22 protein-coding genes are annotated in these 26615 nt (G+C 67.6%); 6 read left to right on the forward strand and 16 right to left on the reverse strand.

Features of this window, described 5'->3' with window-relative positions:
• Positions 1–19 precede the first annotated feature (19 nt).
• Genes NS3_RS21240 through NS3_RS21285 form a run of 10 tightly spaced genes read right to left on the reverse strand, consistent with a single transcriptional unit; the run spans position 20 to position 9894 of the window.
• A complete protein-coding gene (locus tag NS3_RS21240; RefSeq protein ID WP_245649730.1) occupies positions 20–628 on the reverse strand; it encodes a hypothetical protein in 609 nt (202 codons plus the stop codon).
• Between the two features lie 26 nt (positions 629–654).
• Positions 655–1611, reverse strand: a complete 957-nt coding sequence (locus NS3_RS21245) for an MlaD family protein (protein WP_067862506.1) — start codon at positions 1609–1611, stop codon at positions 655–657.
• Positions 1608–2624, reverse strand: a complete 1017-nt coding sequence (locus NS3_RS21250) for an MlaD family protein (RefSeq protein WP_245649731.1) — start codon at positions 2622–2624, stop codon at positions 1608–1610. The genes NS3_RS21245 and NS3_RS21250 overlap by 4 nt, the downstream gene beginning before the upstream one ends.
• On the reverse strand, positions 2621–3703 hold the full coding sequence (locus NS3_RS21255) for an MlaD family protein (protein WP_067862510.1): 1083 nt from the start codon (positions 3701–3703) through the stop codon (positions 2621–2623). The genes NS3_RS21250 and NS3_RS21255 overlap by 4 nt, the downstream gene beginning before the upstream one ends.
• A 1-nt stretch (position 3704) precedes the next feature.
• A complete protein-coding gene (locus NS3_RS21260; protein WP_067862512.1) occupies positions 3705–4703 on the reverse strand; it encodes an MlaD family protein in 999 nt (332 codons plus the stop codon).
• Positions 4700–5704, reverse strand: a complete 1005-nt coding sequence (locus NS3_RS21265) for an MlaD family protein (protein WP_067862514.1) — start codon at positions 5702–5704, stop codon at positions 4700–4702. Before NS3_RS21265 ends, NS3_RS21260 begins: the two co-directional genes overlap by 4 nt.
• Positions 5704–6792: an MlaD family protein gene (locus NS3_RS21270; protein ID WP_245649732.1), complete on the reverse strand. Its 1089-nt coding sequence runs from the start codon at positions 6790–6792 to the stop codon at positions 5704–5706. The genes NS3_RS21265 and NS3_RS21270 overlap by 1 nt, the downstream gene beginning before the upstream one ends.
• Positions 6789–7616 (reverse strand): MlaE family ABC transporter permease, encoded by an 828-nt coding sequence (locus tag NS3_RS21275; protein ID WP_067862517.1) that lies wholly within the window; start codon positions 7614–7616, stop codon positions 6789–6791. Before NS3_RS21275 ends, NS3_RS21270 begins: the two co-directional genes overlap by 4 nt.
• On the reverse strand, positions 7613–8440 hold the full coding sequence (locus NS3_RS21280) for an MlaE family ABC transporter permease (protein ID WP_245649742.1): 828 nt from the start codon (positions 8438–8440) through the stop codon (positions 7613–7615). The genes NS3_RS21275 and NS3_RS21280 overlap by 4 nt, the downstream gene beginning before the upstream one ends.
• Positions 8441–8496: 56 nt before the next feature.
• Positions 8497–9894 (reverse strand): aldehyde dehydrogenase family protein, encoded by a 1398-nt coding sequence (locus NS3_RS21285; protein ID WP_067862521.1) that lies wholly within the window; start codon positions 9892–9894, stop codon positions 8497–8499.
• Between the two features lie 84 nt (positions 9895–9978).
• Between NS3_RS21285 and NS3_RS21290 the strand changes: the two genes are divergently transcribed.
• Positions 9979–10920, forward strand: a complete 942-nt coding sequence (locus NS3_RS21290; RefSeq protein ID WP_245649733.1) for an enoyl-CoA hydratase-related protein — start codon at positions 9979–9981, stop codon at positions 10918–10920.
• A gap of 30 nt (positions 10921–10950) precedes the next feature.
• Here NS3_RS21290 and NS3_RS21295 read toward each other — a convergent pair whose 3' ends face one another.
• The 4 genes from NS3_RS21295 to NS3_RS21310 all read right to left on the reverse strand — a co-directional run bounded on the left by NS3_RS21295 (position 10951) and on the right by NS3_RS21310 (position 16101).
• Positions 10951–11763, reverse strand: a complete 813-nt coding sequence (locus NS3_RS21295) for an alpha/beta fold hydrolase (protein ID WP_067862523.1) — start codon at positions 11761–11763, stop codon at positions 10951–10953.
• Positions 11764–11840: 77 nt separating this feature from the next.
• Positions 11841–14039, reverse strand: a complete 2199-nt coding sequence (locus NS3_RS21300) for a 3-hydroxyacyl-CoA dehydrogenase NAD-binding domain-containing protein (RefSeq protein ID WP_067862525.1) — start codon at positions 14037–14039, stop codon at positions 11841–11843.
• Between the two features lie 34 nt (positions 14040–14073).
• Positions 14074–15291, reverse strand: a complete 1218-nt coding sequence (locus NS3_RS21305; RefSeq protein ID WP_067862527.1) for an acetyl-CoA C-acetyltransferase — start codon at positions 15289–15291, stop codon at positions 14074–14076.
• A 102-nt stretch (positions 15292–15393) separates the two neighbouring features.
• Positions 15394–16101: a nitroreductase gene (locus tag NS3_RS21310; protein ID WP_245649743.1), complete on the reverse strand. Its 708-nt coding sequence runs from the start codon at positions 16099–16101 to the stop codon at positions 15394–15396.
• 144 nt (positions 16102–16245) lie between these two features.
• Here NS3_RS21310 and NS3_RS21315 point away from each other — a divergent pair, with 144 nt between their 5' ends.
• Together NS3_RS21315 and NS3_RS21320 are read left to right on the forward strand one after the other, a co-directional pair.
• Positions 16246–17565: an oxygenase MpaB family protein gene (locus tag NS3_RS21315; protein ID WP_067862530.1), complete on the forward strand. Its 1320-nt coding sequence runs from the start codon at positions 16246–16248 to the stop codon at positions 17563–17565.
• Entirely contained in the window at positions 17562–18713 is a 1152-nt protein-coding gene (locus NS3_RS21320) for a CaiB/BaiF CoA transferase family protein (RefSeq protein WP_067862532.1), read from the forward strand. Before NS3_RS21315 ends, NS3_RS21320 begins: the two co-directional genes overlap by 4 nt.
• Positions 18714–18806: 93 nt before the next feature.
• On the opposite strand, the gene NS3_RS21325 is transcribed toward NS3_RS21320, so the two are convergent.
• Positions 18807–19946 carry an acyl-CoA dehydrogenase family protein gene (locus tag NS3_RS21325; RefSeq protein WP_067862534.1) on the reverse strand — a complete coding sequence of 380 codons (1140 nt, stop codon included), beginning with the start codon at positions 19944–19946 and terminating at the stop codon, positions 18807–18809.
• 1 nt (position 19947) lies between these two features.
• A complete protein-coding gene (locus NS3_RS21330; RefSeq protein WP_067862536.1) occupies positions 19948–21117 on the reverse strand; it encodes an acyl-CoA dehydrogenase family protein in 1170 nt (389 codons plus the stop codon).
• A gap of 124 nt (positions 21118–21241) precedes the next feature.
• On the opposite strand from NS3_RS21330, the gene NS3_RS21335 reads away from it, so the two are divergent.
• The 3 genes from NS3_RS21335 to NS3_RS21345 all read left to right on the forward strand — a co-directional run bounded on the left by NS3_RS21335 (position 21242) and on the right by NS3_RS21345 (position 26534).
• Positions 21242–23248, forward strand: a complete 2007-nt coding sequence (locus NS3_RS21335; RefSeq protein WP_067862538.1) for a flavin-containing monooxygenase — start codon at positions 21242–21244, stop codon at positions 23246–23248.
• 12 nt (positions 23249–23260) lie between these two features.
• A complete protein-coding gene (locus NS3_RS21340; protein WP_067862539.1) occupies positions 23261–25099 on the forward strand; it encodes an AMP-dependent synthetase/ligase in 1839 nt (612 codons plus the stop codon).
• Between the two features lie 139 nt (positions 25100–25238).
• Entirely contained in the window at positions 25239–26534 is a 1296-nt protein-coding gene (locus tag NS3_RS21345; RefSeq protein ID WP_067862541.1) for a TetR/AcrR family transcriptional regulator, read from the forward strand.
• Positions 26535–26615: the final 81 nt, after the last annotated feature.

The raw sequence follows: 26615 nt of genomic DNA on the forward strand, positions 1-26615 counted from the left end.
GAGAACCGACACGAACCGATCAACGCGGCGCGCCGCCACCGAGCGCGGAATCGATTCCGCTGATCTCGGTGATGGCCCAGTTCCGGCCGCTGTCGATGTCGAGCTTGTAGGTGGCAGTGGACTGGACGCCGTCGGGCGCCTGCACGTTCTTGGTGAGCACGTCGACGAAGCAGACGACCCGATAGACCCCGTTGGAATCGGACTCCACCTTCGCCGCGATCGGCCGGGCGCTGGAGGACCACTGCATCGGGCCGATCAGCTGCTCCATCGAGGTGGCCGCCTGGGTCAGGCGGGCGGTGAGTTCGGGCGTGGTGTTGGCGGTCAGCCTGCCGCGCCACTCCTGGGTGTTCTCGAAGCTCATCTGCGCGGCGCCGGTGGCGTAGTCGAGGGCGACTTGTTCGGCCCTGCGGTGGTCTGCGGCGGCCGCGTCCCTGCGTTCCAGTTCGCCGGCAGCGGAGTACCACTGCCGGCTCAGCGCCGCGATCACCGCGGCCACGACCACGATGGCCACCCCGGTGAGAACAGTGCGGGAGGGCACGCTCCGCCGTGTCGCCAGCGTGGTCGCGGTGCGCTGTTCGATCGCGGTGTCCTGCTCGGCGGCCGCGGTGGCCGATGACTTCTCTGGCATCAACCTGTTCCTTCCGTTAGGGGTGTTCACTTCGGGGTGGGGATGTGTACGGTGACGGCGCCTGCCGGGTCGGTGGCGTCCAGCGCCCGGCCCAGCAGGCCGCCGAGGTCGACGGTGCGCAGCGCGGCACCGCCGGATTGCGCGGCGGGCAGCAGATTGACGCCGATGACGCCGAGATCCGCGGCGGTGAGGTCGAGGAACTTCTGCAGTTCACCGAACAGGGGGCTGGCGCCGTCCCGGATTCCTTCCAGCAGCGGCCCGCGGCGCATCGCGTCGCGCACCGAATTGAGCAGATCCTGGAAGCCGGTGCCGAAGCCCGGTAGCTGCGGGCTGGTGGCGGCCAGGCTCGCCGGGACCTCGCCGGTGCGCATGAGCAGCGGTTGCAACGTGCTGAGCAGTGTCACGAGATTGTCGGTCTGCTGGGTGAATTCGGCGGCGAGCAGGGTGCCCGCCCGGTTCAGATCACCAACCACCTGGACTCCCTCGGGCAGGCCGACATCGAGCGTGCGGAAGATCTGCTGCACCTGATCCGGATCGACCTGCTGGAGCAGGTGCGCGAGCCGGGCGGAGAGTTCCTTGAAGGTCGTCGGCACCGCGACGCGGTCCGCGTCGACCTGCGCGCCGTCGGCCAGAAAAGGACCGGCCGCGGTGTCCGGCAGTACCGAGACATAGGACTCGCCGAGCGCGGAGAGATTGTCGATCCGGAACCAGCTGGCCGCCGGGATGGGGTCGGAGCCGTTGTAGCGCAAGGCGATTCGAACACCATTCGGCTCCAGTTCGATGCCGGTCACCTTGCCGATCGGCACACCACGAAGCAGTATCCGGGAGCCGACCAGTATGCCGTTGGTGTCCGGCACGAGCATGCTGGCCGTGCGCATCTCCCGGAAGCGGTCCACCTCCAGCCCCACCCGTTGGATATAGAGCAGGGACAGGGCGGTCAGGACCGTCATGGCAACGATCGAGACACGGGTGCGGGTGATCATCGGACAGCTCCCAGCAGACGCAGGATGGAGGTGACGTCACCGATCAGTTCATCGCCGGAGCCGGTGCCGACCGAGGTGACGTTCACGGCGGGGCGTTGCGCGAACGGCAGCAACGTGGTGCGTAGGAAGTTGTTGACCCGCACTGTGGTCGCCGGGGCGTCGTCCCAGATCCCGCGCCCGGATTCCGCCGTGTCGGCCAGCGAGTTCAGCATCGGGGTCAGCCACAGGCCGCCTTCGAAGATGGAGCCGACCGAGGGCAGCAGGGTGCTGATGTGCGCGACAACGGCCCGCGCGACATTGTGCCAGTAGTAGGTGCCCTGCTCACCGAAGACCGCCTGCCATTCGGCGCTCCGGTCGTTCACCGCGGTCGCGGTGTCGTTCACCCCGTTCAGCAGGCGATCCAGTTCCGCGGTGCCTTCAGCCAGATCGGCCATGTCCAGTGCGACGGTTCCCGCCATCCGCCGAACGTCCTCCAGCTCGGGCATGGTCCGGTTCAGGGTGGCCATGGTGTCCTGCATCTTCTGGATGCTGCCGCCGTTGACGAAGTAGGCCAGCACCGCGATGGTGTCCTCCAACTGCGGCGGCGAGGTGGTGCGCTCCAGTGGCACCGTGCTGCCCGCACCGAGGAAGCCCTGCTCCGAGCGTGGATCGGAGTTCGGGATCAGCGCTATGTAGGTGTCGCCGAGCAGGGTGTTCTGCCGGATGATGGCGCCGGCGTCGGCGGCCACTCGGGTGTCGGCGGCGAGCCCGACCATGACATCGATGCCGTCCGGAGTCGCGGTGAGACCCTGGACCTGCCCGACCCGGAGACCGTCGAGCAGCACGTCCGCGCCGGCCGGCAGATTCATCACGTTCTCGAACCGGATGGTGACGCTGTAGTCGGCGTGCACGCCGGAGCGCACCGAGGGCAGGTCGTCGGGGCTCAGCGAGCATCCCGTGACCGACAACGCGAACGCGAGGCCCGCGGCGACCACCGACCGGCACCGCACCTGGCTCGATCGGAAAGTTCTCACGACGGCCTCCGCACGATCAGGGACAGTAGATTGACGGTGCCCGGGGCGAATTCGTTCTGTACGCACTGTGGGCCGAGCAGGTCACACACCGCGGGGTCGACCGGAACGGACGGCGGCTGGTACGGCACCGAAATCCCTCCGCCGGTCTGCTGCTGGTAGCTCATCGCGGTCGCGACCGCGGGAATGGTGCCGTACAACTGCGCCAGATCCGGCGCCCTGGTGGCGGCCAGGGCGATCACGTCGGCGACCGGGCCGTGCATCAGCGGCCACAGCTGGTCGCCGTAGCGGCGCTGGATGTCGTAGATCACCGCGACCAGCCAGCCGATTCCGCGGTCGAAGCGGGCGACGTAGTCGAACAGTTCGGTGCCCTGGGCAGCGATCTCCGGCATCCGGTCCAGGATCGAGTCGATCCGGTCCCAGTCTCGCAGCGCGTCCGCGGTGAGCGGGGCCATGTTCATGATCGCCGAACCGAGGTCGGCGGTGACCTGGTCCGGGCTGTTCGCCGCTGCGGCGGCGTGGGTCAGCATCGCGTGCATGGCGGCGCCGGTGCCGTCGAGGGCGGTGTTCAGCCCGGCGATCGAGCCTTGCACGCTGCCGTCTCCTGCGGCGGAGAGCGCATCGATGAAGTCGGCGGCAGAGCCGGTGATCTCGGAGATGCTCTTGGGGGTGTGCGCCCGCTCGCGTGGCACGCAACTGCCGGGGCGTAGGGAGGGGCCCGCGGTGTAGTTGCCGACCAGTTCCATGCTGCGGTCGGCGAGCAGTGACTTCGACCGGGTCACCACCTGAACGTCGGCCGGATAGCGGCGGCCCTCGTCCAGTGCGAATTCGACTCGGACATGATCGCCGCGCTGTCGCACCGCGCTCACCGTTCCGACCCGAAAACCCATCTGGGTGACGGGGTTACCAGGATAGAGCCCGATGGCATCGGGCATATCGACGCAGAAGCCCTCACCCCCTCCGGCGGGCTCGGCGCCTGCGGCGTCCGCGGGGCCCACCTGCCGCACAACCGCGGCGGTCGCGATCAAGGCGGTCGCGGCGAGGGCCAGCGTCACCACTGCGCTCTTCTTCGAGATCGGCATCTCAGCACTCCCGTCCCGGAATCGGAATACACAGCGACGTGGTGAGCACACCCCCGCCGAACTCGGCCATGCCTGTGGGCGTGAGCCACTGCTCGAGTTGCGCGCGCAACCCGGCCAGATTGTCGATGGCGGGACCGAGGTGCTGCTGCAGCTCCGCCACCAGCCCCTGCAGATTGCGGATGTGGGCGTCGACCTCGTCGGAGTGCTCGAGGTAGTACGCCTCCAGTGGCTGCAGTCGCGACAGCGCGCTGCCGAGCAGCTCGTAGGCGTAGTTGAAGCCTGCCGAATTGTTGTGATAGGTGGCGAGAACGGTGTCGATCTTGCCGATCAGCTCGAAGACGAAGCCGCGATTGACGTTGAAGGTCTGCAGGTATTCCGCAGCCAGCGCGGCGACCTGGTGGATCTGCGACCGTTGCTGGTCGAGCACCTCGGTGACCGCGTTCATGCCGTCGATGATGGTGCCCAGCGAGGTCGAATTCCCTTGCAGCGCTTGGGCGACCTGACGCAGGTTGGCGTTCATCGTCGCGGCGTCGACCTCGTCGGTGACCGACGGCGAACTCTGCAGGACATCCCCGATCGAGTACGGCACCGCGACTCGTTCCACCGGGATGGTGGCAGCGCGCTCGCTGCGCGAGCCGAGCGGGATCAGGGTCACCGCGTAACCGCCGACCGGCGTCAGCATCCTGACCTCGATGCGCGACTGGTCGCCGACTCGGACAATGTCATCGATCCGGGCCTGCACGGTCACGGTGCCCGTACCGATGGACACGTCGGAGACCTTGCCGACGCTGATCCCGGCCACCCGGACATCCTGCCCGGTCTCGATGGCCGAGGCGTCGGTGGTCTCGAAGGTGATGGTCTGCTGCCCCGGCGGGCGCAGGTAGAGCCCGGCGAAGGCCGCGACGACCACCAGGGTGGCGCCGACGACGGCGGTCCCGAGCAGCACATCGTTGTGCCAGACGGCGTGCGCACGGTCCCGCAATCGCCGTCGTCTTGTCATTTCGCGTTGCACAGCACGACCTCACTACCGTTGAGCAGGATCTGGATATCGGGCGGCAGCTGGGCCTGCCCATTGCTGCAATGCGTGTTCTCCGGGCGGTGGGCGAGCTGCAGTCCTGCCAACGCGCCGGGCATCAGCCGAAACGAATCGACCGCCTCGGTGATCGAGGCGAACGCCCGCGTGATCAGGACATCGACGTCCAGGTCGGGGCGGAATCCCAGGGCCGCGAGCAGCCGTTCGATCGGCTCGACCAGCGCGGGGCCGGTTACCGCGGTCTTCGGGAATTCGTCGAGCACTGTCATGGCGTTGCTGATCGGCAGGCTCATGGCCTTCAGGAACTCGAGGACGTACTCGGAGCGTCCACCCATGGTGTCGGCGATCCGCGCGACGTTCGTGGTCAGCGTGGCGATCAGCTGATTTCGGTCCTGTGCGTAGGCTGCCAGTTGCTGCGCGCTGTCCAACATCGGAGCCAGACCGCCGCCGTCACCTTGCAGTACCGCGATGGCGTTTTCTGCGAAGGCGTTGATCTGCTCGGTGTTCATCGTCGACAGCACCGGTTGCAGGCCGTTGAACAGCGCGGTGATGTCGAACGACGGCCGCGTCGCCGCGGTGGTCAGATGGTCGACCCGGTTCCCCGGCCGCTCGCTGAACTCCACGTCGACGAAGCGTGCACCGGTGAGGTTCTGGTACTTGATCGCCAAGGTCGTGGTGTCGGTGAGTTCGTACCCGGTGTCCATGGAGAAGCTCACCCGCGCCGCCGTGCCGTCGCCCTCCGGGATCAGTTCGACGCCGGTCACCTTACCGATGCGCAGGCCCTTCAACCGGACATCGCCGTTGACCCGCAGGCCGGAGACGTCGGCGAAATCCGCGGTGTACCCGCGGGTGGCCTGCTCGACAGGATTGCGCATGGCGTTCAGCACGATCACGAAGAGCAGCACCGTCACCACCGCGACGGCAACCAGTTTCGTTGCGGCCCAGATCAGTCCGCGTCCAGTGGCCATCAGCGGACCGCCTGCGCCGGTGTGGGAAACGCACCCAGTTGAGCCAGCGGCCCGGCCAGCGCCGGCACGTCGTCCAGCACCAGCCGCAACTGCAGGGTCCGCTGCTCCGCCGTGCCGGTGAAGGCCGACTCCAGCCGGTCGATCACGGTGTTCAGCTCGCCCAGCCGGCCATCGCCGAGCAGGCCGGGCAGTGGTGCGACCACCTCGTCCGCAGCGCTGACCAGCGGAGTCAGTTCCGCATCATGCGAGGCCAGCAGCGAGCCGGCCAGCCCGAACAGATCCGAGGCAGCCAGTTCCAGCGCCTGATCGGTCTCCGTCATGAAAGCGTCGTCCACCCCTGTGCTGCCGTCGGGTCGCTGGTTGTAGGCGCTGAGGTAGATGGCGTAGAGCGCGTCGGCGGCACCCCGGCCGAAGGCAGGCAGCTGGACCAGCACGTCGTTGGCGCGCAACAGCAGTTCCGTGGGCAGGTGTTGCTGGGTCTTCGACATCTGCTCGGCCACGATGATGCCGGCGCGGATCAGCGGCGCCAGTCCGTTGGCGTAGCGCATGACCTCGTCCAACGTGGCGATCATGCTGGACGTGAGAGTGCCGTCGACCACCAGCGAGACCTGTTCCAGCATGGTCGACATGGTGAAGTCCGGGGCCGTTGTGCGGTGCAGCACGCGGCCGTCGGTGAGGGCTTTGCCGCCGGGACGCTCGATGAGATTCACTGCCGAGACACCGAAGTAGTTCTCGGGCCGGAAATCGACGTCGAGGCTGTCGGTCAGGATGGCACCGAGCTCGTCGTCGAGCACCAGCGCGACATGCACCGCGCCGGAGCCGACAGCGGTGACCTCGGTGACCTCGCCGACGGCGGCACCGCGCACCAGCACCTTGGAGCCGGACTCCACGCCCGGGCCCAACGCGGGCACCACCAATTGCAGCCGGATCCCATGCGATGCGGTCAGCTGGGTGTAGGCCCAGGAGCCGGCCACCACCGCCAGCAACACGGCGAGCGCCGCCGCGCTCCCGCAGAGGGCCAGTACGCGCAGCTGACGATCGCTGTCACCGCGCACGAAATCTTGATTGATGTGTTTGGCCATGCTCATCCCCTGAATGGAAGTTCCGGGTTCAGGCCCCAGATGGCTACGGTCATCAGAAAGTTCAGGACGACGATCGCGACCAGGCTGGCGCGGATCGCGCGGCCGGAGGCGATGCCGACGCCTGCGGGGCCGCCGGAGGCGAAATAGCCGTAATAGCAGTGGATCATGGTGACCACGGCGCAGAAGATCAGTGCTTTGCCTACCGAGGCGGCCAGGTCGCCGATGTTCACGAATTGGGCGAAGTAGTGGTCGTAGGTGCCCGCGGGCTGCCCGTAGGCGTATTTGATGATGAGACCGCCCGTGATGAAACTGACCACCATCGCCATCAGGTAGCCCGGCAGAACCACCAGCATGCCGCCGACCAGGCGGGTGCCGACCACAAACGGAATCGCCTGCAGGCCCATGGATTCGGTGGCGTCGATCTCCTCGGAGATCCGCATGGCCCCGATCTCGGCGGTCATCCGGCAGCCCGCCTGGGCGGCGAACCCGATGCCGGTGATGATCGGCGCGATCACCCGGATATTGCCGAACGAGCCGATGATGCCGGTCAGTGCCCCGAACCCGAGCAGGTCGAACGCCATGAACGCCTGGATCGCCACGACCGCGCCGACCGCGACGCCGAGGAAGAACATCAGGCTCAGCACCCCGCCGTCGACGATCAGCGAGCCGCTGCCCCAGGCCATGTCGTTCATGGTCTTGAGGGTCTGCTTGGAATAGTGGCGCACCGTCTTGGGTAAGTTCACCAGGGTCTTCCAGGTGAACGCGGCGATCTGGCCGAGCTCGAGCAGCGCGCCGGCCGCCGAGTTCATCACGACCCGCTGCACGCTCATGCCAGCCTCGCCGGGAAGAACATGTTCTGCAGCTGGCTCACGGCCAGATTGGTCATGAAGATGCAGAACACACTGAGCACCACCGAGGCGTTCACCGCGTTGGCCACCCCCTTCGGGCCGCCGGAGGCCTCCAACCCGCGCAGGCTGGCGATGGTTACCACGATGACCGCGAACAGCAGCGCCTTGAGCACCGAGAACAGCAGGTCGAGGGGGGTGGCGAAAGCGCCGAAGGACTGCCAGAAGCTGGCGGGCACCACGCCGTTGACATTGGTCGAGATGATCAGCCCCGCGGCGACACCTGCGGCGATGATCAGGATGCACAGCGCGGGCGCGATCGCCACCATCGCGATGAAGCGCGGAACCACAAGACGCTGAATGGGATTCACGCCCATCACGCGCATGGCGTCGATCTCCTCCCGGATGGCGCGGGCGCTGAGGTCGGAGGCGATGGTGGAGGCGGCGGCGCCGCTCATCAACAGCCCGGCCGCCATCGGCGCGCCCTGGCTCACCACGCCGAGACCGCTGGCCGCGCCGGCCAGCGAGTTGGCGCCCACCTGGTCCATGACGCCGCCGACCTGCACCGAGACCTCGGCGCCGATCGGCACTGCCATCAGCAGCGCGGGCAGCGCCGTGACCTTGAACAACTTCCACATCTGTTCGATCACCTCCCCGACCGGCAGACGCCGGGCGAGGGTGTCGGAAATCGAGAAGCGGGCCACATCGGCGCCGAGGCGCGCCGATCTGCCCAGCGTTGCGAGACTGCGCAACACGCGGTCCGCGAGGGAACCGTAGACGCGCTGCGCCGGCCCTCCGGATACGGAAATACTCACTGCACACCTCCTGTGGGCAGATCGGAGTCAACGATGTCGATCGGGGGCGATCAGCCCATGAGTCGGCGCAGCACCTTCTGCATCCCGCGGCCGTAGGGCGGGTAGGCGGCCGACGGGTCGGGCCGGGCCGGCTTGCGCAGGACGGCCTTGTGGTGACTGAAGGTGTCGAAGCCGTGTTTGCCGTGGTAGCTGCCCAGGCCTGAGTCGCCGACACCGCCGAAGGGCAGCTCCGGGACCAGCAAGTGATACAGCAGATGGTTGACCACGACCGCGCCCGAGGAGGTTTGCTCCAGCACCGTGCGCTCGGTCTCGCGCGAAGACGTGAACAGGTAGAGGGCGAGCGGTTTGGGCCGCTGATTCACGAAGTCCACGGCGTCGCGCACGCTGGCGACCGACAGCAGCGGGAGGATGGGCCCGAAGATCTCCTCGCGCATGAGCTCGGACTCCGGATCGGGATCGGTCACCAGCGCCGGGGCGACGGTGAGCTTGTCGCGATCGATCGCGCCGCCGAACTGCTCGCCGCCGTGGCCGGTCAGCGCACCGGCGAGCCGTTCGAGGTGGCGTTCGTTGACGATGTGGGTGGTGTCGTTCGCGCCGTGCGCGGGCAGTTCGGCGAGCAGCCGTTCGACCAGCTTCGGCCGGACGGCGTCCTCCACGAGGACGTAGTCGGGGGCGATGCAGGTCTGGCCCGCGTTGATCGACTTGGCCCAGGCGATCCGGCGGGCCGCCACCTCGATGTCGGCGTCCGCAGTGACGATTACCGGGCTCTTGCCGCCCAGCTCGAGTGTCACCGGGGTCAGGTGCTGTGCGGCAGCGGTCATCACGGCCTTGCCGACCGCGGTGGATCCGGTGAAGAAGATATGGTCGAAGCGCTGTTCGAGCAGCACGCGATTGACCTTCCCGTCCCCGAGCACCACCCGCACAGCTTCCGGATCGACGTAGCGCGGCAGCAGCCGCGCCAGCAGCGCGCCTGTCGCGTTCGCGAGATCGGACGGCTTGAGTACCACGGTATTGCCCGCCGCCAGTGCGCTCGCCAGTGGCTGGACCGTCAGCAGAAGCGGGAAGTTCCAGGTGCCGAGGATCAGCACGGTGCCCTTCGGTTCCGGCAGCGACCAGGCCTTGCCCGGCGCCGTCGCGGCGCTCACCCGCACAGGCGTGGGGCGCACCCACCCAGCCAGCCGCGACAGCGTGTGCCGGATCTCATGCCGCACCGGACCGATATCGGCCATGAACGTCGCCATCGGGCTGCGCCCGAGATCGTCGGCGATTGCCGCCGCGATTTCGGACTCGCTTTCGTCGATGAAACGCAGCAAGCCCTCCAATTGGGCGATTCGCCAAGACAGCGGACGGGTCCTCCCGCTCGCGAATGCGCCTCGGGCGAGTTCTACGTCTGCTCGGATATCCGATTGCCGCGCACTCGTCGCGGATGCCGTTTCGGTGGTGGTCACTGCTCGGCCTCCGCACGGTCGCCGGGTGCCAGAGTTACCTCGCCCGCAACGACATAGGCCGCGAGACCAGGGAGAATATGAAACATGACGAGCACCATACATAGTGTTCAGATGTTATGTCAATCACTTCTGCCGCCGCAGCCTGTGAACCATTTTCCCATCGGTCGAACATGTCATATATACACCATGTATGAACTATCATTCCGCGGCATGAAGGAATGGGAATTGATTTCCAGGACAGAGGTCCTCGAAAATCGGCGCTCGGGTGGGGCAACCGCATTGATCCTCGCCCGGCCGCACGCGTTGAACGCATTCGATCTCGCGTTGCAACAGCAGTTGCGCGAAGCCGTCGACCAGGTGGCGGAGGACGATTCGGTGCGCTGCGTAGTCATCACCGGCGCGGGCCGGGCGTTCTCGGCTGGAGCGGATCTGGCGCTGGACGAGCTGACGCCGGGAACTCGCTTGTCCCCTCGCACCGAGGAGGAACTGCGAATGCGCTACAACCCCGCCGTGCGCGCGATCCGCACCATGCCGAAACCGGTGATAGCCGCCGTCAACGGTGCCGCCGTCGGGGCAGGCTGCTCCTTGGCACTGGCCTGCGACCAGATCGTCGCGGCCCGATCGGCCTCTTTCACGCTGGCCTTCGCCAAGGTCGGGCTGACGCTCGACGCGGGCGCCTCGGCACTGCTCGGCGCCCGGATCGGGCTGGGCCGGGCCACTCGGTTGGCGCTGCTCGCCGAGCGCGTCGGCGCGGAGACGGCGCTCGGCTGGGGCATGGTGGACGAGGTCGTGGCCGACGAAGCCGTGATCGGCCGCGTGGCCGAACTCGCGCTGCGCCTGGCCGACGGCCCCACCGCGGCGTTCGCGGCGACCAAGCGCAGCCTCAACACGGCCCTGCTCCCCCAACTGGAGGCCGCGTTCGAAAGCGAGGTCCAGGAGCAGACCAGGCTTGTCGATGCCCGCGACTTCCGGGAAGGCGTGGCGGCGTTCGCCGGGAAACGAGCCCCGAACTTCGAGGGCCGCTGACGGATTCGGCGGCGCCGCCGGCAGCACTGATCAGGCGGCGCCCCCGCCGAGCGCCCGCAGCAGGGCTGCGTCGAACTCGTCGGGAGCCTCCAGCATCGGGTAGTGACCGGTGTCGAGCTCGACCAGCGTGGTCGCGAGCCGCTCGTGCAGCCAGCGAGCGCCGCGGACCGAGAGCGCCGGGTCGGCGGTACCGATGATCTGGGTCACCGGAACCCGCACGCCATCGAGGAGGTGCACCTGGTCGGTGCACAGCAGCGTCCGCATGGCGGCGCGGGCCGCCCAGCTCGGGGTGCGCAGCGACATGCGGTGCAACCAGTCGAGCAGCTGCGGACTGGGAGCGCTCTTGAACGGATCGCCGACGGCGCTGCGCCGCAGGGCGATCCGGTCGTCGTGCTCAGCCGCGAGAATGGCGGTCAGCGGGCCGTCTGCGGGCACCCCGAACGGGAAGGACTCGGTGCGGGAAGCCGCGACACCGTTCGAGGCCACCAGGACGAGCCGATCCACCAGATCAGGGCGGTCGTGCGCGAGCCGCAACCCGACCATCCCGCCCAGCGACCAGCCCACCACCGCGGCCCCCGTCACTTCGGAGGTGGCCAGCACGTCGGCGGCATCGGCGGTCAGCGAGCCGATCTCGTAGCCGTCCAGCGGGGCATCCGAGCCGCCGTGCCCTCGCAGATCCATGGCGAGCACCCGGTAGCCGGCCTCGGCGAGCACCCGGATCTGGCGGTCCCAGGCTGCACTGCTCAGGCTCCAGCCGTGGATGAGCAGCACAGGCCGGCCGGCTCCCAGCTCCCGGACGTTGATGCGCACACCGTCGCGCCCAACGATGAGACGTTCGGTCATGATTCCTCTTGCTCTTACGAGGCGGTGGGCCGCCCCATACTCGGGCGGCCCACCGCGGGTCGAGGCGCGTGCCCCGGTCAGGACAGCGCGAGCTCCCGGCCGCCGTGGGCGGCTGCCAGGGTGCCGCCGTTACAGGCGAGCGCGACCAGCGACGCCGGCGGGGCGAAGCGGCCACCGTACGCGGCGGCGAGTTCCTCGGCGCGGCGGACGAATCCGGCTACCCCGCCCGGGTAGCCGTCGACGTACTGCAGTACCCCACCGGTCCAGCCCGGGTAGCCGATGCCGAGCAGCGATCCGATGTTGGCGTCAGGCACCGATTCGAGCACGCCCTCGTCAAGGCACTTCACCGATTCGATCGCCTCCACGAACAGCAGCCGCTCTTTCAGATCGACGAAGGGGAGGTCGGCGCGCGGCGCGCCGAAGGCTTCCCGCAACCCCGGCCACAGCCGGGTGCGGGCGCCGTCCTCGTACTCGTAGAAGCCGCTGCCCGCCAGCCGCCCGGCCCGGCCGAACTCACCGAGCATGCGGTCCAGCACGGCTTCGGCCGGATGGGGATCCCAGCTGCCGCCCGCCGCCTCCGCAGCAGCGCGGGAGGCGTCCCGCACTCGGCGCAGCAACTCCAGGTTGAGCTCGTCGGCGAGTTGTAGCGCCGGGGCGGGGTAGCCGGCCTGGGTGGTCGCCTGCTCGATCACCGTTGCGGGCACGCCCTCACCGAGCATGGCCAGCGCCTCGTTGACGAAGGTGCCGATCACCCGGCTGGTGAAGAAGCCCCGGCTGTCGTTGACCACGATCGGAGTCTTGCCGATCACGCCGGCGAGATCCAGTGCTCGCGAGAGTGTTTCGGCAGAGGTCCGCGCACCCTTGATGATCTCGAGCAGCGGCATGCGGTCCACCGGACTGAAGAAGTGCAAGCCGATGAACCGATCGGGAGCCGAGACACTTTCGGCGAGGCCGGTGATCGGCAAGGTCGAGGTGTTGGACCCGATCAGCGCGTCGGGCGCCAGCAGTGACTCGATCTCGCGCAGCACGTCGGCCTTGAGCGCGGGATCCTCGAACACCGCTTCGATGACCAGGTCGGCGCCGGACGCCGCCGCCACCTCAGTGGCCGGTGTGATCCGCGCGAGCACCTCGTCTCGTGTCGCCGCGGTGATCTGCCCGGCCCGCACCCGCCTGTCCAGCACCCGCTGGGAGTAGCCCTTGCCTCGCTCGGCCGCCTCGGCCGTGACATCCTTCAGCACGACCTCGATACCGGAGACCGCGCACTGGTAGGCGATGCCGGCGCCCATCATTCCGGCTCCGAGCACGATCGCCTTGCGCGGTGACCACGGCTGCCGCGCGGCGTCGCGGCCGCGCGGGCCCCTGACGACCTGTAGATCGAAGAAGCCGGCCTGGATCATGTTCTTCGCGATCTGCCCGGTGGCGAGGTCGAGGAAATACCTGGCCTCGATCGCCAGCGCGTTGTCGACGTCGACCTGTGCGCCCTCCACCGCCGCCGCCAGGATGTTCTCCCGCGCGGGTGCGGGCGCGCCCTTCGTCTGTGCACGCAGCGTCGCGGCCAGCGCGGGCAGAGTGGCATGCAGCGGTTCGCTGCGATCGCCCGGTGCCCCGCCCGGAATGCGGAATCCGGGGATGTCCCATGGCTGCCGAGCGCCTGCGTGCTCACGGATCCACGCAGTCGCGGCCGGGATCAATTCAGCGGCGGTCGCCACCGTAGCGTCGACGAGGCCGAGGTCGAGCGCATCGGCCACCGTGTGCTTCGCGCCGCTCAGCAGAACATCACGCAGGGCCGCCTGCACCCCGAGCAGGCGGACGGTGCGGACCACCCCACCTGCGCCGGGCAGCAGGCCCAGCGTGACCTCGGGCAAGCCGAGCCGCACACCCGGAGCGTCGAGGACGATCCGGTGGTGCGCGGCCAGGGCGAGCTCGAGGCCACCGCCGAGCGCCGATCCGTTGATCGCGGCCACGACCGGGACCGGCAGCTTCTCGAGCCGCCGCAGCAGCGAGCTGTTGCGCTGGACGAAGGCGGCGAACTCCTCGATCCGGTCGCGGTCGGCGGCGCGCAGGTCGTGCAGATCGCCACCGGCGAAGAAGGTCTTCTTCGCGGAGGTGAGGATCACCCCGGTCAGGTCCGCGTCGTTCTCGAGGGCGTCGAGTTCCGCGGCGAGGGATGCCACAAACAGCGAGTTCATGGTGTTGACCCGCTGGTTCGGATCGTCGATGGTCAGGGTGACGATCCCGCCGGAATCGCGAGTGACGTGAATAGCGCTGGTGCTCATGAGTTCGGATGTCCTTTCCGGAATGCTCGGCAGATCAGAGGGCTTCGATGACGGTCGCGATGCCCATTCCGCCGCCGACGCACAGCGTCACCAGGCCGTATCGGCCGCCGGTCCGGTGCAGTTCGTCCAGCACGGTGGACACGAGCATGGCGCCGGTCGCGCCCAGCGGGTGACCCATCGCGATCGCTCCGCCGTTGACGTTGACCTTCGCGAGGTCGATGTCGAGATCCTTCACGAATCGCATCACCACCGAGGCGAACGCCTCGTTGACCTCGAACAGGTCGATGTCGGAGACCTGCAGGCCTGCCTTGGCCAGTGCTTTGCGGGAGGCCGGTGCCGGCGCGGTGAGCATGATGGTGGGGTTGTCGCCGGAAACCGCGGTCGCCACGATCCGCCCGCGCGGGGTCAGCCCCAGTTCCACGCCCGCCTGCTCGCTGCCGATGACCAGCAGGGCAGCTCCATCCACGATGCCGGAGCTGTTCCCCGCGTGGTGCACGTGGTCGATCCGCTCGACCTCGGGAAACTCCTGCAGAGCCACTGCGTCGAAACCGGCCTTCGCGCCCAGCGAGGCAAAGGACGGCGGCAGCTCGGCAAGGGATTCCACACTGGTCCCGGGACGGATGGTCTCGTGGCGGTCGAGCACGACCCGGCCGGTGATGTCTCGGACCGGCACAACCGATCCTGCGAAGCGTCCCTCCGCCTCAGCCTTCGCGGCGAGCTCGTGCGAGCGAGCCGCGAACTCGTCGACATCGGCGCGGCCGAATCCCTCGAGGGTGGCGATCAGATCGGCGCCGATGCCCTGCGGGACGAATCCGGTCGCGAGGTTGGTCGCGGGGTCGTCCATCCAGGCCGCGCCGTCGGAGCTCATCGCCACGCGGGACATGGATTCCACGCCACCGGCCAGCACCACGTCCTCGAAACCGGACCGCACTTTCTGAGCCGCCAGGTTCACCGCCTCCAGGCCGGAGGCGCAGAAGCGGTTGATCTGCACGCCGGCGACCGTATGCGGCAGTCCCGCCACCAGCGACGCCGTGCGCGCGATGTCACCACCCTGTTCCCCGATCGGCGAGACGACGCCGAGCACGATGTCGTCGATCCGGGCCGGGTCCAGCGAAGGGTTGCGCTCCAGCACCGACCGGATCGTCCCGCTCGCGAGATCGATCGGCTTGATCGTGTGCAGGGAACCGGAACTCTTTCCCCGGCCGCGCGGTGTTCGGACGGCGTCGAAGATCAGCGCCTGCGTGTCCGGCATGAGGACTCCTCTGTCGAAGGGGTGTACGCGAGTGCCACTACGATCAGGCACTTTTCGGAACATACAATGCGTCTGAACACATTGTCTAGTCCGACTTCCTCGTCAATCGGCGACGAACGTAACCAGCTCTTCGAGCGCCTGCCGCTCGGTGCGGTAACCGTTGACCGGATGACCGACATCCGGGTAGCCGAAGGAGATTCCGAGCAGCACCTGACGTTCCGGGGGCAACCCGAGATGCTCCCGCAGCAGCGGAGCCTGGGTTGCCAGCGCGGCCTGCGGAATCGTGGCAACCCCGCGACTGTGCGCCGCGAGGACGAAGTTGGACACGAAGATCCCGCAATCCACGGCGCCGTACGCGCCGAGTGCCCGCTCCGTCGTCACGATCGCGACGTGCGGCGCGTCGAAGAGATCGAAGTTCCGCAGCGTCTGCCTCCTCGACGCCGCCCGGTCCCCCTTGTCGATGCCGAGGCTGTCGTAGAGCTGCCATCCGCTGATCTGCCGCCGCTCGCGGTAGACCCCGTCGTAGGACTCAGGGAAGGCGATATCGGGCGCCGGCTCCCCGCCGGCCGCGACCGCGGAACACAATGCGTCGCGCAGCCGCGCGGTGCCGGCAGCCTCGGTCACGTGCACGTGCCACGGCTGAGTGTTACACCACGACGGGGAGCGACGAGCCAGCTCCAGGATCCGGGCGATCTCGGAGCGCGGGACCGGCTCCGGGGTGAATGCGCGGCAGCTCCAACGGGAGCGCAGGATGCGTTCGAGCGCATCGGTGGCTTCGTCATCCGGGACGAGAGCAGGGGCATCGAGCATTTCGGACATGGGATTTCCTCACCACACGGCGGCACGGTCGAGCCTCGGCAAAAAGCATTGACGCTGAGGCCAGACAGAGAGTGTAGACATAGTGTTCAGTTGGGTCTACCCTCGATGTAACGGCAGTCACAACGAGGAGATCGCATGACCAGCACAGCTACGCGCCCTGACGATCGCACCTTCCGGGGCGATCTCGACGTTCCGCCCGGGCTTCCCCGCGGCATCGACCTCGGTCGCATCGCGAACAAGGACAAGGCCATCGCGATGTACGGCCGTGAGCTGGTGGAGAAGCTGACCGATCACGCCCTGCTCGCCGACGACTACGCCTACCAGGCGATGCTCGACTTCAAGGACAAGTCCACCGCCACCAATTGGCGCACCTTCGATCTGGCGTTGGAGCGAGGCATCGACGCGGTCGAGGATCCGAGCCCCGGCCTGGTCGCCCTGTTCGAGGAACTCGACCGTATCCCGGACTGGGTGGATTTCGACCAGCTCTACCGTGGTGCCGTCGCCTTCTGGCGAGCCGGGCCGATCGTCCCCCCGGTTCTCGCCTGGGCCACTATCGCCGGCGGATTCTCCATGTACAGCGCGACCCGCCCGGTCCTGTTCAGCGGCAGGCTGCGCCAGTCCGACAAGGTCGGGACCCGGCTGATCGAGAGCTTCCGCTACGTCGTCGCCGCCTACACCCCCGGCGGCATGCACCGGTTCGAGGAGGGCTTCCGGCTCACCGCGAAGGTGCGGATGATCCATGCCGCGGTCCGGCACAGCCTGAGCCGCTCCGAGGCATGGGACTGGGCGAACTGGGGCGTGCCGATCAACAACCTCGACGGCATGGTCACCCAGGCCGGACAGTTCGGGGTGAAGTTCATCGACGCCGTCCAGAACTCCGGGATCCGATACAGCGACCGGGAACTCGAGGACATCTTCGCGCTGAGCCGCTACGTCGGTCACGTGATCGGTGTCCCGGAGGACATCCTGCACACCAGCTACGAGGATGCGCGGCGCAAGACCGAACTGCACACCCTGCTCGAGTTGCCGCCGGACGAACTGTGCCGCGACGTCGTGCACTCGGTCATCGCCTACAGCGTGGAGAACCCGCCCGGCGATGTGGAGGTCCTGCCCGGACCGATCGCCAAGTTCATGACAACCGAACGCAGGCTCGCACTGGCCTACGGTCTGCTGCACTCCTGGATTCCCGCCGATGTGTTGACCGCCCTCGGCGCCGAGCGCACCCCCTGGCGGCACGTCCTGCCCGCGGTCCGCCCGCTCGTCTCGGTCGCAGATCGGATCGGCAGGCTGCTGCCGCACGACGACGAGAAGACGGCCTTCGACATTCTGCGAACCTTCAACGCCGCGATCGCGGTGCCCAACGGTGAGAAGGCCGTCGCCGTGGCGAACCCGGAGGAAGTGCACGCCGACGTCGCCGCCAACAAGGGCGGCATGCCTGTGGTGGCCGGCTCGTGACCGGATCCACCCGGCCACCCCTGGACGGAGTCCGGATCATCGAACTGGCGGGCATCGGTCCGGGCCCATTCGCCGGGATGATGCTGGCCGACCTGGGCGCGGAGGTTATCTGCGTCGACCGTCCCGGCGGTAATCCTTGGGCGGTGCAGGGACATTCGATCATGTTCCGCAGCCGGCGCCACCTCGCGGTCGACCTGAAGACCGCCGGCGGCGCCGCCGTGGTGCGTCGGCTCTGCGCCGACGCAGACGGGCTGATCGAGACATTCCGGCCGGGGGTGGCCGAGCGGCTCGGCGTCGGTCCCGAGGACTGTATGGCGGTCAACTCGGACCTGGTCTACGGTCGGATGACCGGCTGGGGACAGGACGGGCCGATGGCGTCCATGCCCGGGCACGACATCAACTACATCGCGTTGGCCGGAGCACTGCACGCGATCGGCCGCAAGGGTGAGCCGCCGGTCCCCCCGTTGAATCTGGTGGGCGATTTCGGCGGCGGCGGCATGCTGCTCGGTATGGGCATGCTGGCGGGGATTCTCGCCGCCCGCGCCGGTGGTGGTGGCCGGGTCGTGGACGCGGCCATGATCGACGGCGTTTCCGCACTCATGGCGATGTTCCACACCTACCGGGCAGAGGGGTTGTTCACCGAAGAACGCGGCACTCACCTGCTCGGCACAGGGGCCTTCTTCTACGACGTCTATCGCACCCGGGACGGGCAGTGGGTCAGCATCGGCGCCATCGAGGCACCGTTCTGGCAGGAGTTGTGCGACCTTCTCGAACTGCCGGACGACCTGCGCGACAACCAGTTCGACACCGCGAATTGGGACCGCTACCGTCGCGTCCTGGCCGAGCGCATCGCTCGCTACGACCGCGCGGAACTGGACACACTGTTCCTGGGCAGCAACACCTGCTACGCGCCGGTGTTGTCGCTGGCCGAGACAGTCGACCATCCGCACCATCGGGAACGCGGAACTTTCGTCGAGATCGACGGGGTCGTGCAGCCGGCCCCCGCACCCCGCTTCGACGGTGCCGCGCCCACGACTCCGCGAGCCCGCCGGTCCCCCGGCGCGGACAGCCGTGCCGTGCTGGCCGATCTCGGCTACACCGACGACGAGGTCGCCGCACTCGTCGACAGCGGAGTCATCTCCGACTGAGCCCGGGCCGGGCCGAACGCACCGCGACAACGACGTCGCGGAATCCCCGCCGACAACGGAGTCGCGGGGCGCGCTCGGCCCGACCCACGCGGTTCACAGGCCGAGCGAACGACCGACTATTTCCCGCATGATCTCGTTGGTCCCACCGTAGATCCGCTGGACGCGCGCGTCCCGCCACCGACGTGCGACCTCGTACTCCTCCATGTAGCCGTATCCGCCGTGCAACTGCAGGCAGCTGTCCAGCGCCTCGAACTCCAGCTCGGTGGTCCAGAATTTCGCCCCGGCCGCCTCGGCGGCCGTCAGTTCTCCGCTGTTCTGCGCCTCGATACACCGGTCGACGTACACCCGCGCGATGCCGACTCGGGTCGACAGTTCGGCCAGCCGGAACCGATTGGCCTGGAACGAGCCGATCGGCTGACCGAACGCCTTGCGTTCCTTGGCGTAGGCGATCGCGGTGTCCACCGCGTGCTCGGCGCTGGCGACAGCGACCACGGCCATCGACAGCCGCTCCTGCGCGAGATTGCCCATCAGGTAGTGCAGGCCCCGGCCCGGCTCGCCGAGGACATCCTGGTCGGGGACGAGAACATCGCGGAAGAACAACTCCGCGGTGTCCTGCGCGCGGCGCCCGATCTTGTCGAGTTTGCGGCCTCGCTCGAATCCCTCCCGGTCGCCCGGCACGACGAACAGGCCGAAGCCGCCGCCATCGGAGTCCAGGATGCGAGCGGCCACGATGATCAGGTCCGCCTGGATACCCCGGGTGACGAAGGTCTTGGCACCGTTGATCCGCCACCCTCCGGGCTCGCGAACCGCAGTGGTCTTGATCGCGCGCAGATCCGAGCCGGTCCCCGGCTCGGACATGGCGATCGCAATCGCGGTGTCCCCGGCGACGATTCCGGGAACCCATCGCCGCTGCTGGTCCGTCGAGGCAATGTCGAGGAAGTACGGCAACACGATGTCGTTGGTCAGCGAGAAACCGTCTCCGACAGTCCCCGTGCGGACCACTTCTTCGTTCAGCACCGCGTTGAACCGGAAGTCCCGCAGACCGGTGCCACCGAATTCCTCGGCGGCGGCGAAGCCGACCAGCCCCTGCGCTGCGGCGGCTTTCCAGAATCCGCGGTCGACCTGGCCCGCGGCCTCCCACTCGGCGGTGCGCGGCACCGCGTTCTTCTCGAGGAAACTGCGGACAGCCGAGCGGAACTGCTCGTGTTCGGTGGCGAAGATCGTCCGGCGCATCTCAGATCCCCATCGCTTTCCCGATGATTTCCTTCATGATCTCGCTGGTGCCGCCGTAGATCCGCTGAACCCGGGCGTCGGCGTAGGCCCGCGCGATCGGATACTCGGCCATGTAGCCGTAGCCACCGAACAGCTGAAGGCAGGCGTCGACCACACGGCCCTGCGTTTCCGTCGCCGCGAACTTCGCCATCGCCGCCCGATCGGGGGTGAGTTCGCCCTCGACATGCTCGCGCAGACAGTCGAGGACGAAGGAGCGCAGCACCTCGGTACGGGTGTGCGCCTCGGCCAGCGTGAACCGGGTGTTCTGGAAATCGGCCAGCGGCTTGCCGAAGACAGTGCGCTCGCGCACGTACTCGGTCGCGTACTCGATGGCGCGCGCGGCAGCGGCCGTGCTGGCCACGGCGATGGTCAGGCGCTCCTGCGGCAGATTCGACACCAGCGCACCGAAACCCCCGCCCGGCTCGCCCAGCAGGTTGGCGGCCGGCACCCGCGCGTTGTCGAAGAAGAGCTCGGCGGTGTCCTGGGCGTGCATCCCGATCTTGTCCAGATTACGGCCGCGGCTGAATCCGGGGGTGTCGCGTTCCACCACGATCAGTGACAGCCCGCCGTGCCTACCGGCGTCCTTGTCGGTGCGAGCGGCGACGATCACGAGGTCGGCGTTGATGCCGTTCGAGATGAAGGTCTTGGCTCCGTTGACGACGAAGTGATCGCCGTCGCGCACCGCGGTGGTCTCGATACCGGCAAGGTCCGAGCCGGTGCCGGGCTCGGTCATGGCGATCGCGGCGATGAGCTCGCCGCTGGCGAGGCCGGGCAACCAGCGCTTGCGCTGATCGGCGTCGGCGTAGTGGAGGAAGTACGGCACGCAGATGTCGTTGTGCAGGTTGACGCCGAAAGACATGACCCCCGCGCGCGACACTTCCTCGGCGATCACCGCGTTGAAGCGGAAATCGTCGACGCCACCGCCGCCGAACTCCTCATCGATCGCCATGCCGAGAAAGCCGTGGCTGCCCGCTTCGAGGAACACCTCACGGGGAATGATTCCGCCTCTTTCCCACTGCGGATAGTCCGGTACCACCCGGGTTTCCAGAAAAGTGCGGAAGCTCGCCCGGAACGCCTCGTGCTCGGCCTCGTAGATCACCCCGGCGCGGGGTCGCTGCTCAATTGTCGTCATGTCGCCGACAATACATGTCATCCATACATAGTGTATGCACCGCCGCGACGTCAGCGCCGAGCCATCCCCTGTCACCGCCTTTCAGTGATTGACACCACGTCTGAACAAATTGTATGGTCGCGCTATGTCGCAGTCGCTTCCCCCTTCCAGCCCTCCGAACTGGGGGGCACAACCGGCCGGCAGCTTCCGGCCTTCGGCCGAATTCACCGACGACGAGCTCGCCACCGCGCTCACCGGCGCCAACCTGCCCGGGCTCCTGGGGTCGCTCGCTCTGCTGACCGGCGATGACCGCTGGATCGAAACGCCCTACCTGCCGACCGCCCCACGGGACCTCGGCGACCACGACTCCGGCGGTTTCGATGAGCCGATGCAACAGCGCATCCGGCAGGAGGCCGCCGCCGTCCTGCGCGCCTGGCGAGACGGAACCGGAACATTTCCGGACACGCCGCCGACGCCCGAGCGGCTGACCCGGGTGCTGTCGGTGATGCTCGCCGATTCGATCCCCACCGACTACGGCACGCTCCTCGGTGAGGAGATGGGCATCTTCCCCCGGTACAGCGAACCCCAGGCGCCGGTCGATCCCGATTTCCGGGTACTGATCATCGGAGCGGGAGTCTCCGGTCTCGCGATGGCAGTGCGACTGGGGCAGGCAGGCATCGACTACCTCGTTGTGGACAAGAACGACGAGGTGGGCGGCACCTGGCACGAGAACGTCTACCCCGGCTGTGGCGTGGATACCCCGAGTCACCTCTACGCGCTGTCGTTCGACCCGAAGCCCGACTGGTCGACCTATTTCGCCGCGCAGGAGGAGCTGGCGCGCTACTGGCGCGCTCTGGCCGACCGCCACGGCGTCCGCGAGCACATCCGCTTCGGCACCCGGGTTCACACCGCCGCCTACGACGAAGCCGCCTCCCAGTGGAATGTCACGGTGGAGCCCGCCGACGGCTCAGGCGCCGCCGAGACGCTCACCGCCGATATCGTGATCAGCGCGGTCGGCCTGCTGAACCAGCCGAGCGTGCCGAATCTGCCCGGACTCGACGACTTCAGCGGACCGGCGGTGCACACCGCGCAGTGGGATCCCGAACTCGATCTGACCGGTAAGCGGGTCGCGGTTGTCGGCACCGGCGCCAGCGCCATGCAGGTCGTGCCCGCCGCCGCCGAAATCGCCGCACACGTCACGATTTTCCAGCGCACCGCGCAGTGGGCCACCCCGCACCCGAACAAGGGCCGTGCGGTGACCGACTCCTTCCGATTCCTCTGCGAGCACGTTCCGTTCTATCTCGCCTGGTATCGAGCCCGGCTGTTCTGGCGCATGGGTGACAAGGTATGGGGCCTGCTGCAAGTCGACCCGGAGTATCCGAACCTCGGCCGGGCGGTCAACAAGAGCAACGACCGGTTGCGCGCCGCGCTCACCGCCTACATCGAGCGCGAACTCGACGGCCGACCAGATCTGATCGCCAAGAGCGTGCCGGACTACCCGCCCTACGGCAAGCGGATGCTCATCGACGGCGGGTGGTTCCGCACCCTGCGCCGCGACAATGTCGAACTGGTGACCGAACCGATCCACACCGTCACCGCCAACGGAGTGCGCACCGCGGACGGCCACCACCACGAAGCCGACATCATCGTTCTGGCAACAGGATTCAACGCGGTCGACGTCCTCGGTTCATTTCGTGTCCAAGGCCGGGAGGGACGAACCCTACGGGAGGTCTGGGGCGAGGGCGACGGCCGGGCACACCTGGGCATCACCGTTCCCGGCTTCCCGAACTTCTTCTGCCTGTACGGGCCGAACACCAACACCGGCCACGGCGGCACTGTCATCGCCGGCACCGAGATGCAGGTGCAGTACGTCACCGCGGCGATCGCCGCGCTGATCGACAACGGCTGGGCCGCGATGGAAGTCCGCCAGGACGTCCACGACGCCTACAACCGTGAACTGGACGAGGCGCTGGCTACCACGGTCTGGGATTTCGGCGGAACCACCACCTACTACCGCAACAACCGCGGACGCATCGTCACCAACAGCCCATGGCGCTACGTCGACTACTGGAAACGGGTCCACGTCCCTCGGCTGGAGGACTTCGAGATCACCCGCCGCGACGCGTCCGTCGCGGTCACTCCCACCCGATGATGTGAGGAAGTCATGTCCGAACTGGTAGAGACCGCCGCCCCCGGCGCGGCGCCCGGCATCTCCGCCGCCACCCTGCCGCAGGCTTTCCAGGCCACCGTGTCCGAGCGCGGCGAGCGCGACGCGCTCGTCGTCCACGGCGAGAAACGATCGATGAGCTGGCACGACTACGCCGTGGCGGTCGAGGAAGTGGCCACCGGCCTGGCCGCGCTCGGCATCGGACGCGGCGACACCGTGGCGATCATGTTGTCCAACAGCCCGGAATTTCACATCGTCGACATGGCGGCGCTGCACCTGGGGGCCACCCCCTTCTCCATCTACCTCACCTCCTCCCCCGAACAGATCGCCTACCTGTTCGACAACGCCGACAACACCGTCGTGGTCGCCGAAGAGCGCTTCCTCGACGTCATCGCCGCCACCCACGCACCGCTGCTGAAGCATGTGGTGGTCAGCGACGGTGATCGCTCGGGAACCGTGGGGAATGCCGAAGTGCTGTCGCTGACGGAATTGCGAAGGCGGCGGCTCACCGGCTTCGACTTCGCACGGACCTGGCAGGCCGTGCAGCCTTCCGACATCGCCACACTGATCTACACCTCGGGCACCACCGGCGCACCCAAAGGCGTAGAGCTCACGCACGAGAATCTGATGTTCGTGATGCACTCGTGCAACATACGATTCCCCTTCGGCGCAGAGGGCGCGGCGATCTCCTATCTGCCGACCGCCCACGCCGCGGACCGCGTCTTCTCCCATTACCTGGCCACCGTCACCGGCTGGCCGATCACCACCGTTCGCGATGCCGCTACGGTCTTCGCCGCGGTCGCCGAGGCACGGCCCTCCTGGTTCCTCGGGGTCCCGCGGATCTGGGAGAAACTGCGCGGAGCCCTGCTCACCAGATTCAATACCCTTCCCGACGAGCAGCGCGTCGCGACCATCGGCGCGGTGAGCGCCGCCATCGACCTGGTGCGTCTCGAGCAGGAACGCGCCGATGTCCCCCCTGATCTCCGCGCGCAGGTGGCGGCCGCCGAGGAGCGGGTCTTCCAGCCGCTCCGCAAGCAACTGGGATTCGATCGGGTCGCCCTGCTCATGACCGGCGCCGCCCCCATCGCGCCTGCGGTACACGAATTCTTCCTCGCCATCGGGCTACCCCTGCAGGAGGGATTCGGTATGTCCGAGACCGGTGCGCTGGGATTCACCAACCTCACCACCGATATCCGGATCGGCAAAGTCGGCTTGGCCCAGCCCGGAACCGAGGCCATGCTCGCCGACGACGGAGAATTGCTGTTGCGTGGGCCGCACATCATGCGTGGCTACCGCAAGGACCCGGTACGCACCGCCGAGGCGATCGACCCGCAGGGCTGGCTGCACACCGGCGACATCGCGGTCATCGACGAGCACGGCTGGGTCGGCATCGTCGACCGCAAGAAGGAACTGATCATCAACGCGGCCGGCAAGAACATGTCCCCGGTCAATATCGAAAGCGCGCTCAAGAACGCCTCACCGTTGATCGGACAGGTGTGCGTGATCGGCGACCGACGCCCGTTCAACGTCGCGCTCATCGTGCTCGACGCCGACTCCGCACGGATCTTCGCCGAAGAGCAGGCCATCACCGACACCTCCCTGCCCGCCCTGGTGGCCGACCCGCGGGTGCGGTCCGCAGTGGATGTGGCAGTGGAGCAGGCGAACTCGCGACTGTCCCGCGTCGAGCAGATCAAGGCATACCGTCTTCTGGACACCGAGTGGCTGCCCGATTCGGAAGAGCTCACCCCGACCATGAAGCTGCGGCGCCGTGGCGTCGCGAGCAAGTACGCCGACCTGATCGAGGACATCTATCGGACCGCCGCGCGTCCGGCGTGAGCAAACCCTCCGAACTCCGGGCGGGTGAGGAATCGCTCGTCGACTCACCCGCCCGGCCACGACACAGCGACCTCCGCAACAGGACAGACATGCCAACCGGTCATCGTGTCCAGACATCATCTAAAGTGGTCGGGTGGACATGGAATCGCTAGCGCGTCAACGGCCCCGACCCCATGACGGCGGGGCCGCGGCCGAGCTCGCGGTTTTCGCGGCAACCGAAGAACTGCTGCAGACAACCTCCTTGCACGATCTGACCGTGGCCCAAATCATCAAGCAAGCCGGGCTCTCCAGGGCGAACTTCTACCACTATTTCGGCTCCAAATTCGACGTCGCAGTGGCGATGGTGTCTCGCCTGCTCGCCGATACCTACACCGCCGAAGGCCCCTGGAACTCCGAACTCGGGCGTTCCCGGCAACGTGCGCTCGACGACAACCTCGAACGCACGATAGGGATGTGGTCCGCTCACGGCCCGCTGATCTGCGCGGTAGTCGAGAACATGCACAGCAATCCCGCACTCGGCGCGGCGTGGAATGTCATGCTGCAACGCTTCGTATCCGCCATCGCCGAACAGATCGAACACGAGCGGGCAGCAGAGCGCGCTCCGGCCGGAGCCCCCGCCGAACTGGTCGCCACCGTCTTGGTGTGCGGCTACGAACGAAGCTTCTACATCGGCCAACGCGGTCTCGACCCACGGATACCCGATCCCGGCGCAACTGTCGCCGCGATCACCGAACTGACCCTCGCCGGGATCTTCGGTGCCAAACGTCGGACCAAGCGAGCACGGAAGCGCAAAAATGCCTCCGTCAGCCCGATCGCCGCACCTACGCGCGCAGAGCCACTCGTGTCGGCACCGGGCGGAGACGCCGATACCCGGGCAGCCATTCTGCGAGCGACCAGCGAGTTGCTCGGCGAGATGACTCTGGACCAGTTGAGTGTCGCCAAGATCCTCGACCGCTCGAAGCTCTCGCGGGCGACATTCTATTTCTACTTCGGCAGCAAGGACGAGGCCTTCATCGACCTCTTCCAGTCCGTGGCAGACCGGATCATGCAAGGTTTCGCCGATATCGCCGACACCGACCGCGCCGACCCCGACAGCATCCGGGGGGTCATCCACACCTGGCTCGAACTCGATCCAAGCGACCTCGGAGTTCTGCGTAACGCCGTTCACGAATGGCCGCGGCGGCCCGAATTGCGTCAGCGATATCTGGACACCGTGGCAACGATGACGACGACCCTCGAACGCGTCATCAACAATGACCGCGCGGCCGGCCTCGCCGTCGACGGGCCACCTGCAGCGGAGTTCGCCGCAGTACTGCTGTGGACCATCGAACGCAGTATCGCAGGTTCGCTGGCCGGGGAAAAACACCTTCAGGACATCGACGCGGTCGCGGCCTTCTTGGGCGACCTGCTGGTGACGGCGGTCTATGGGGTCTGATCTGCGCCTGCCGCCGTTCGTCGCGGTACGTGCTACGAGCTCTGGTCTCACCCGCTTTCCTACCTGAACAGCCAGGCATTC

Source organism: Nocardia shimofusensis NBRC 100134 (genome assembly GCF_001613125.1).
Lineage (GTDB): Bacteria > Actinomycetota > Actinomycetes > Mycobacteriales > Mycobacteriaceae > Nocardia > Nocardia shimofusensis.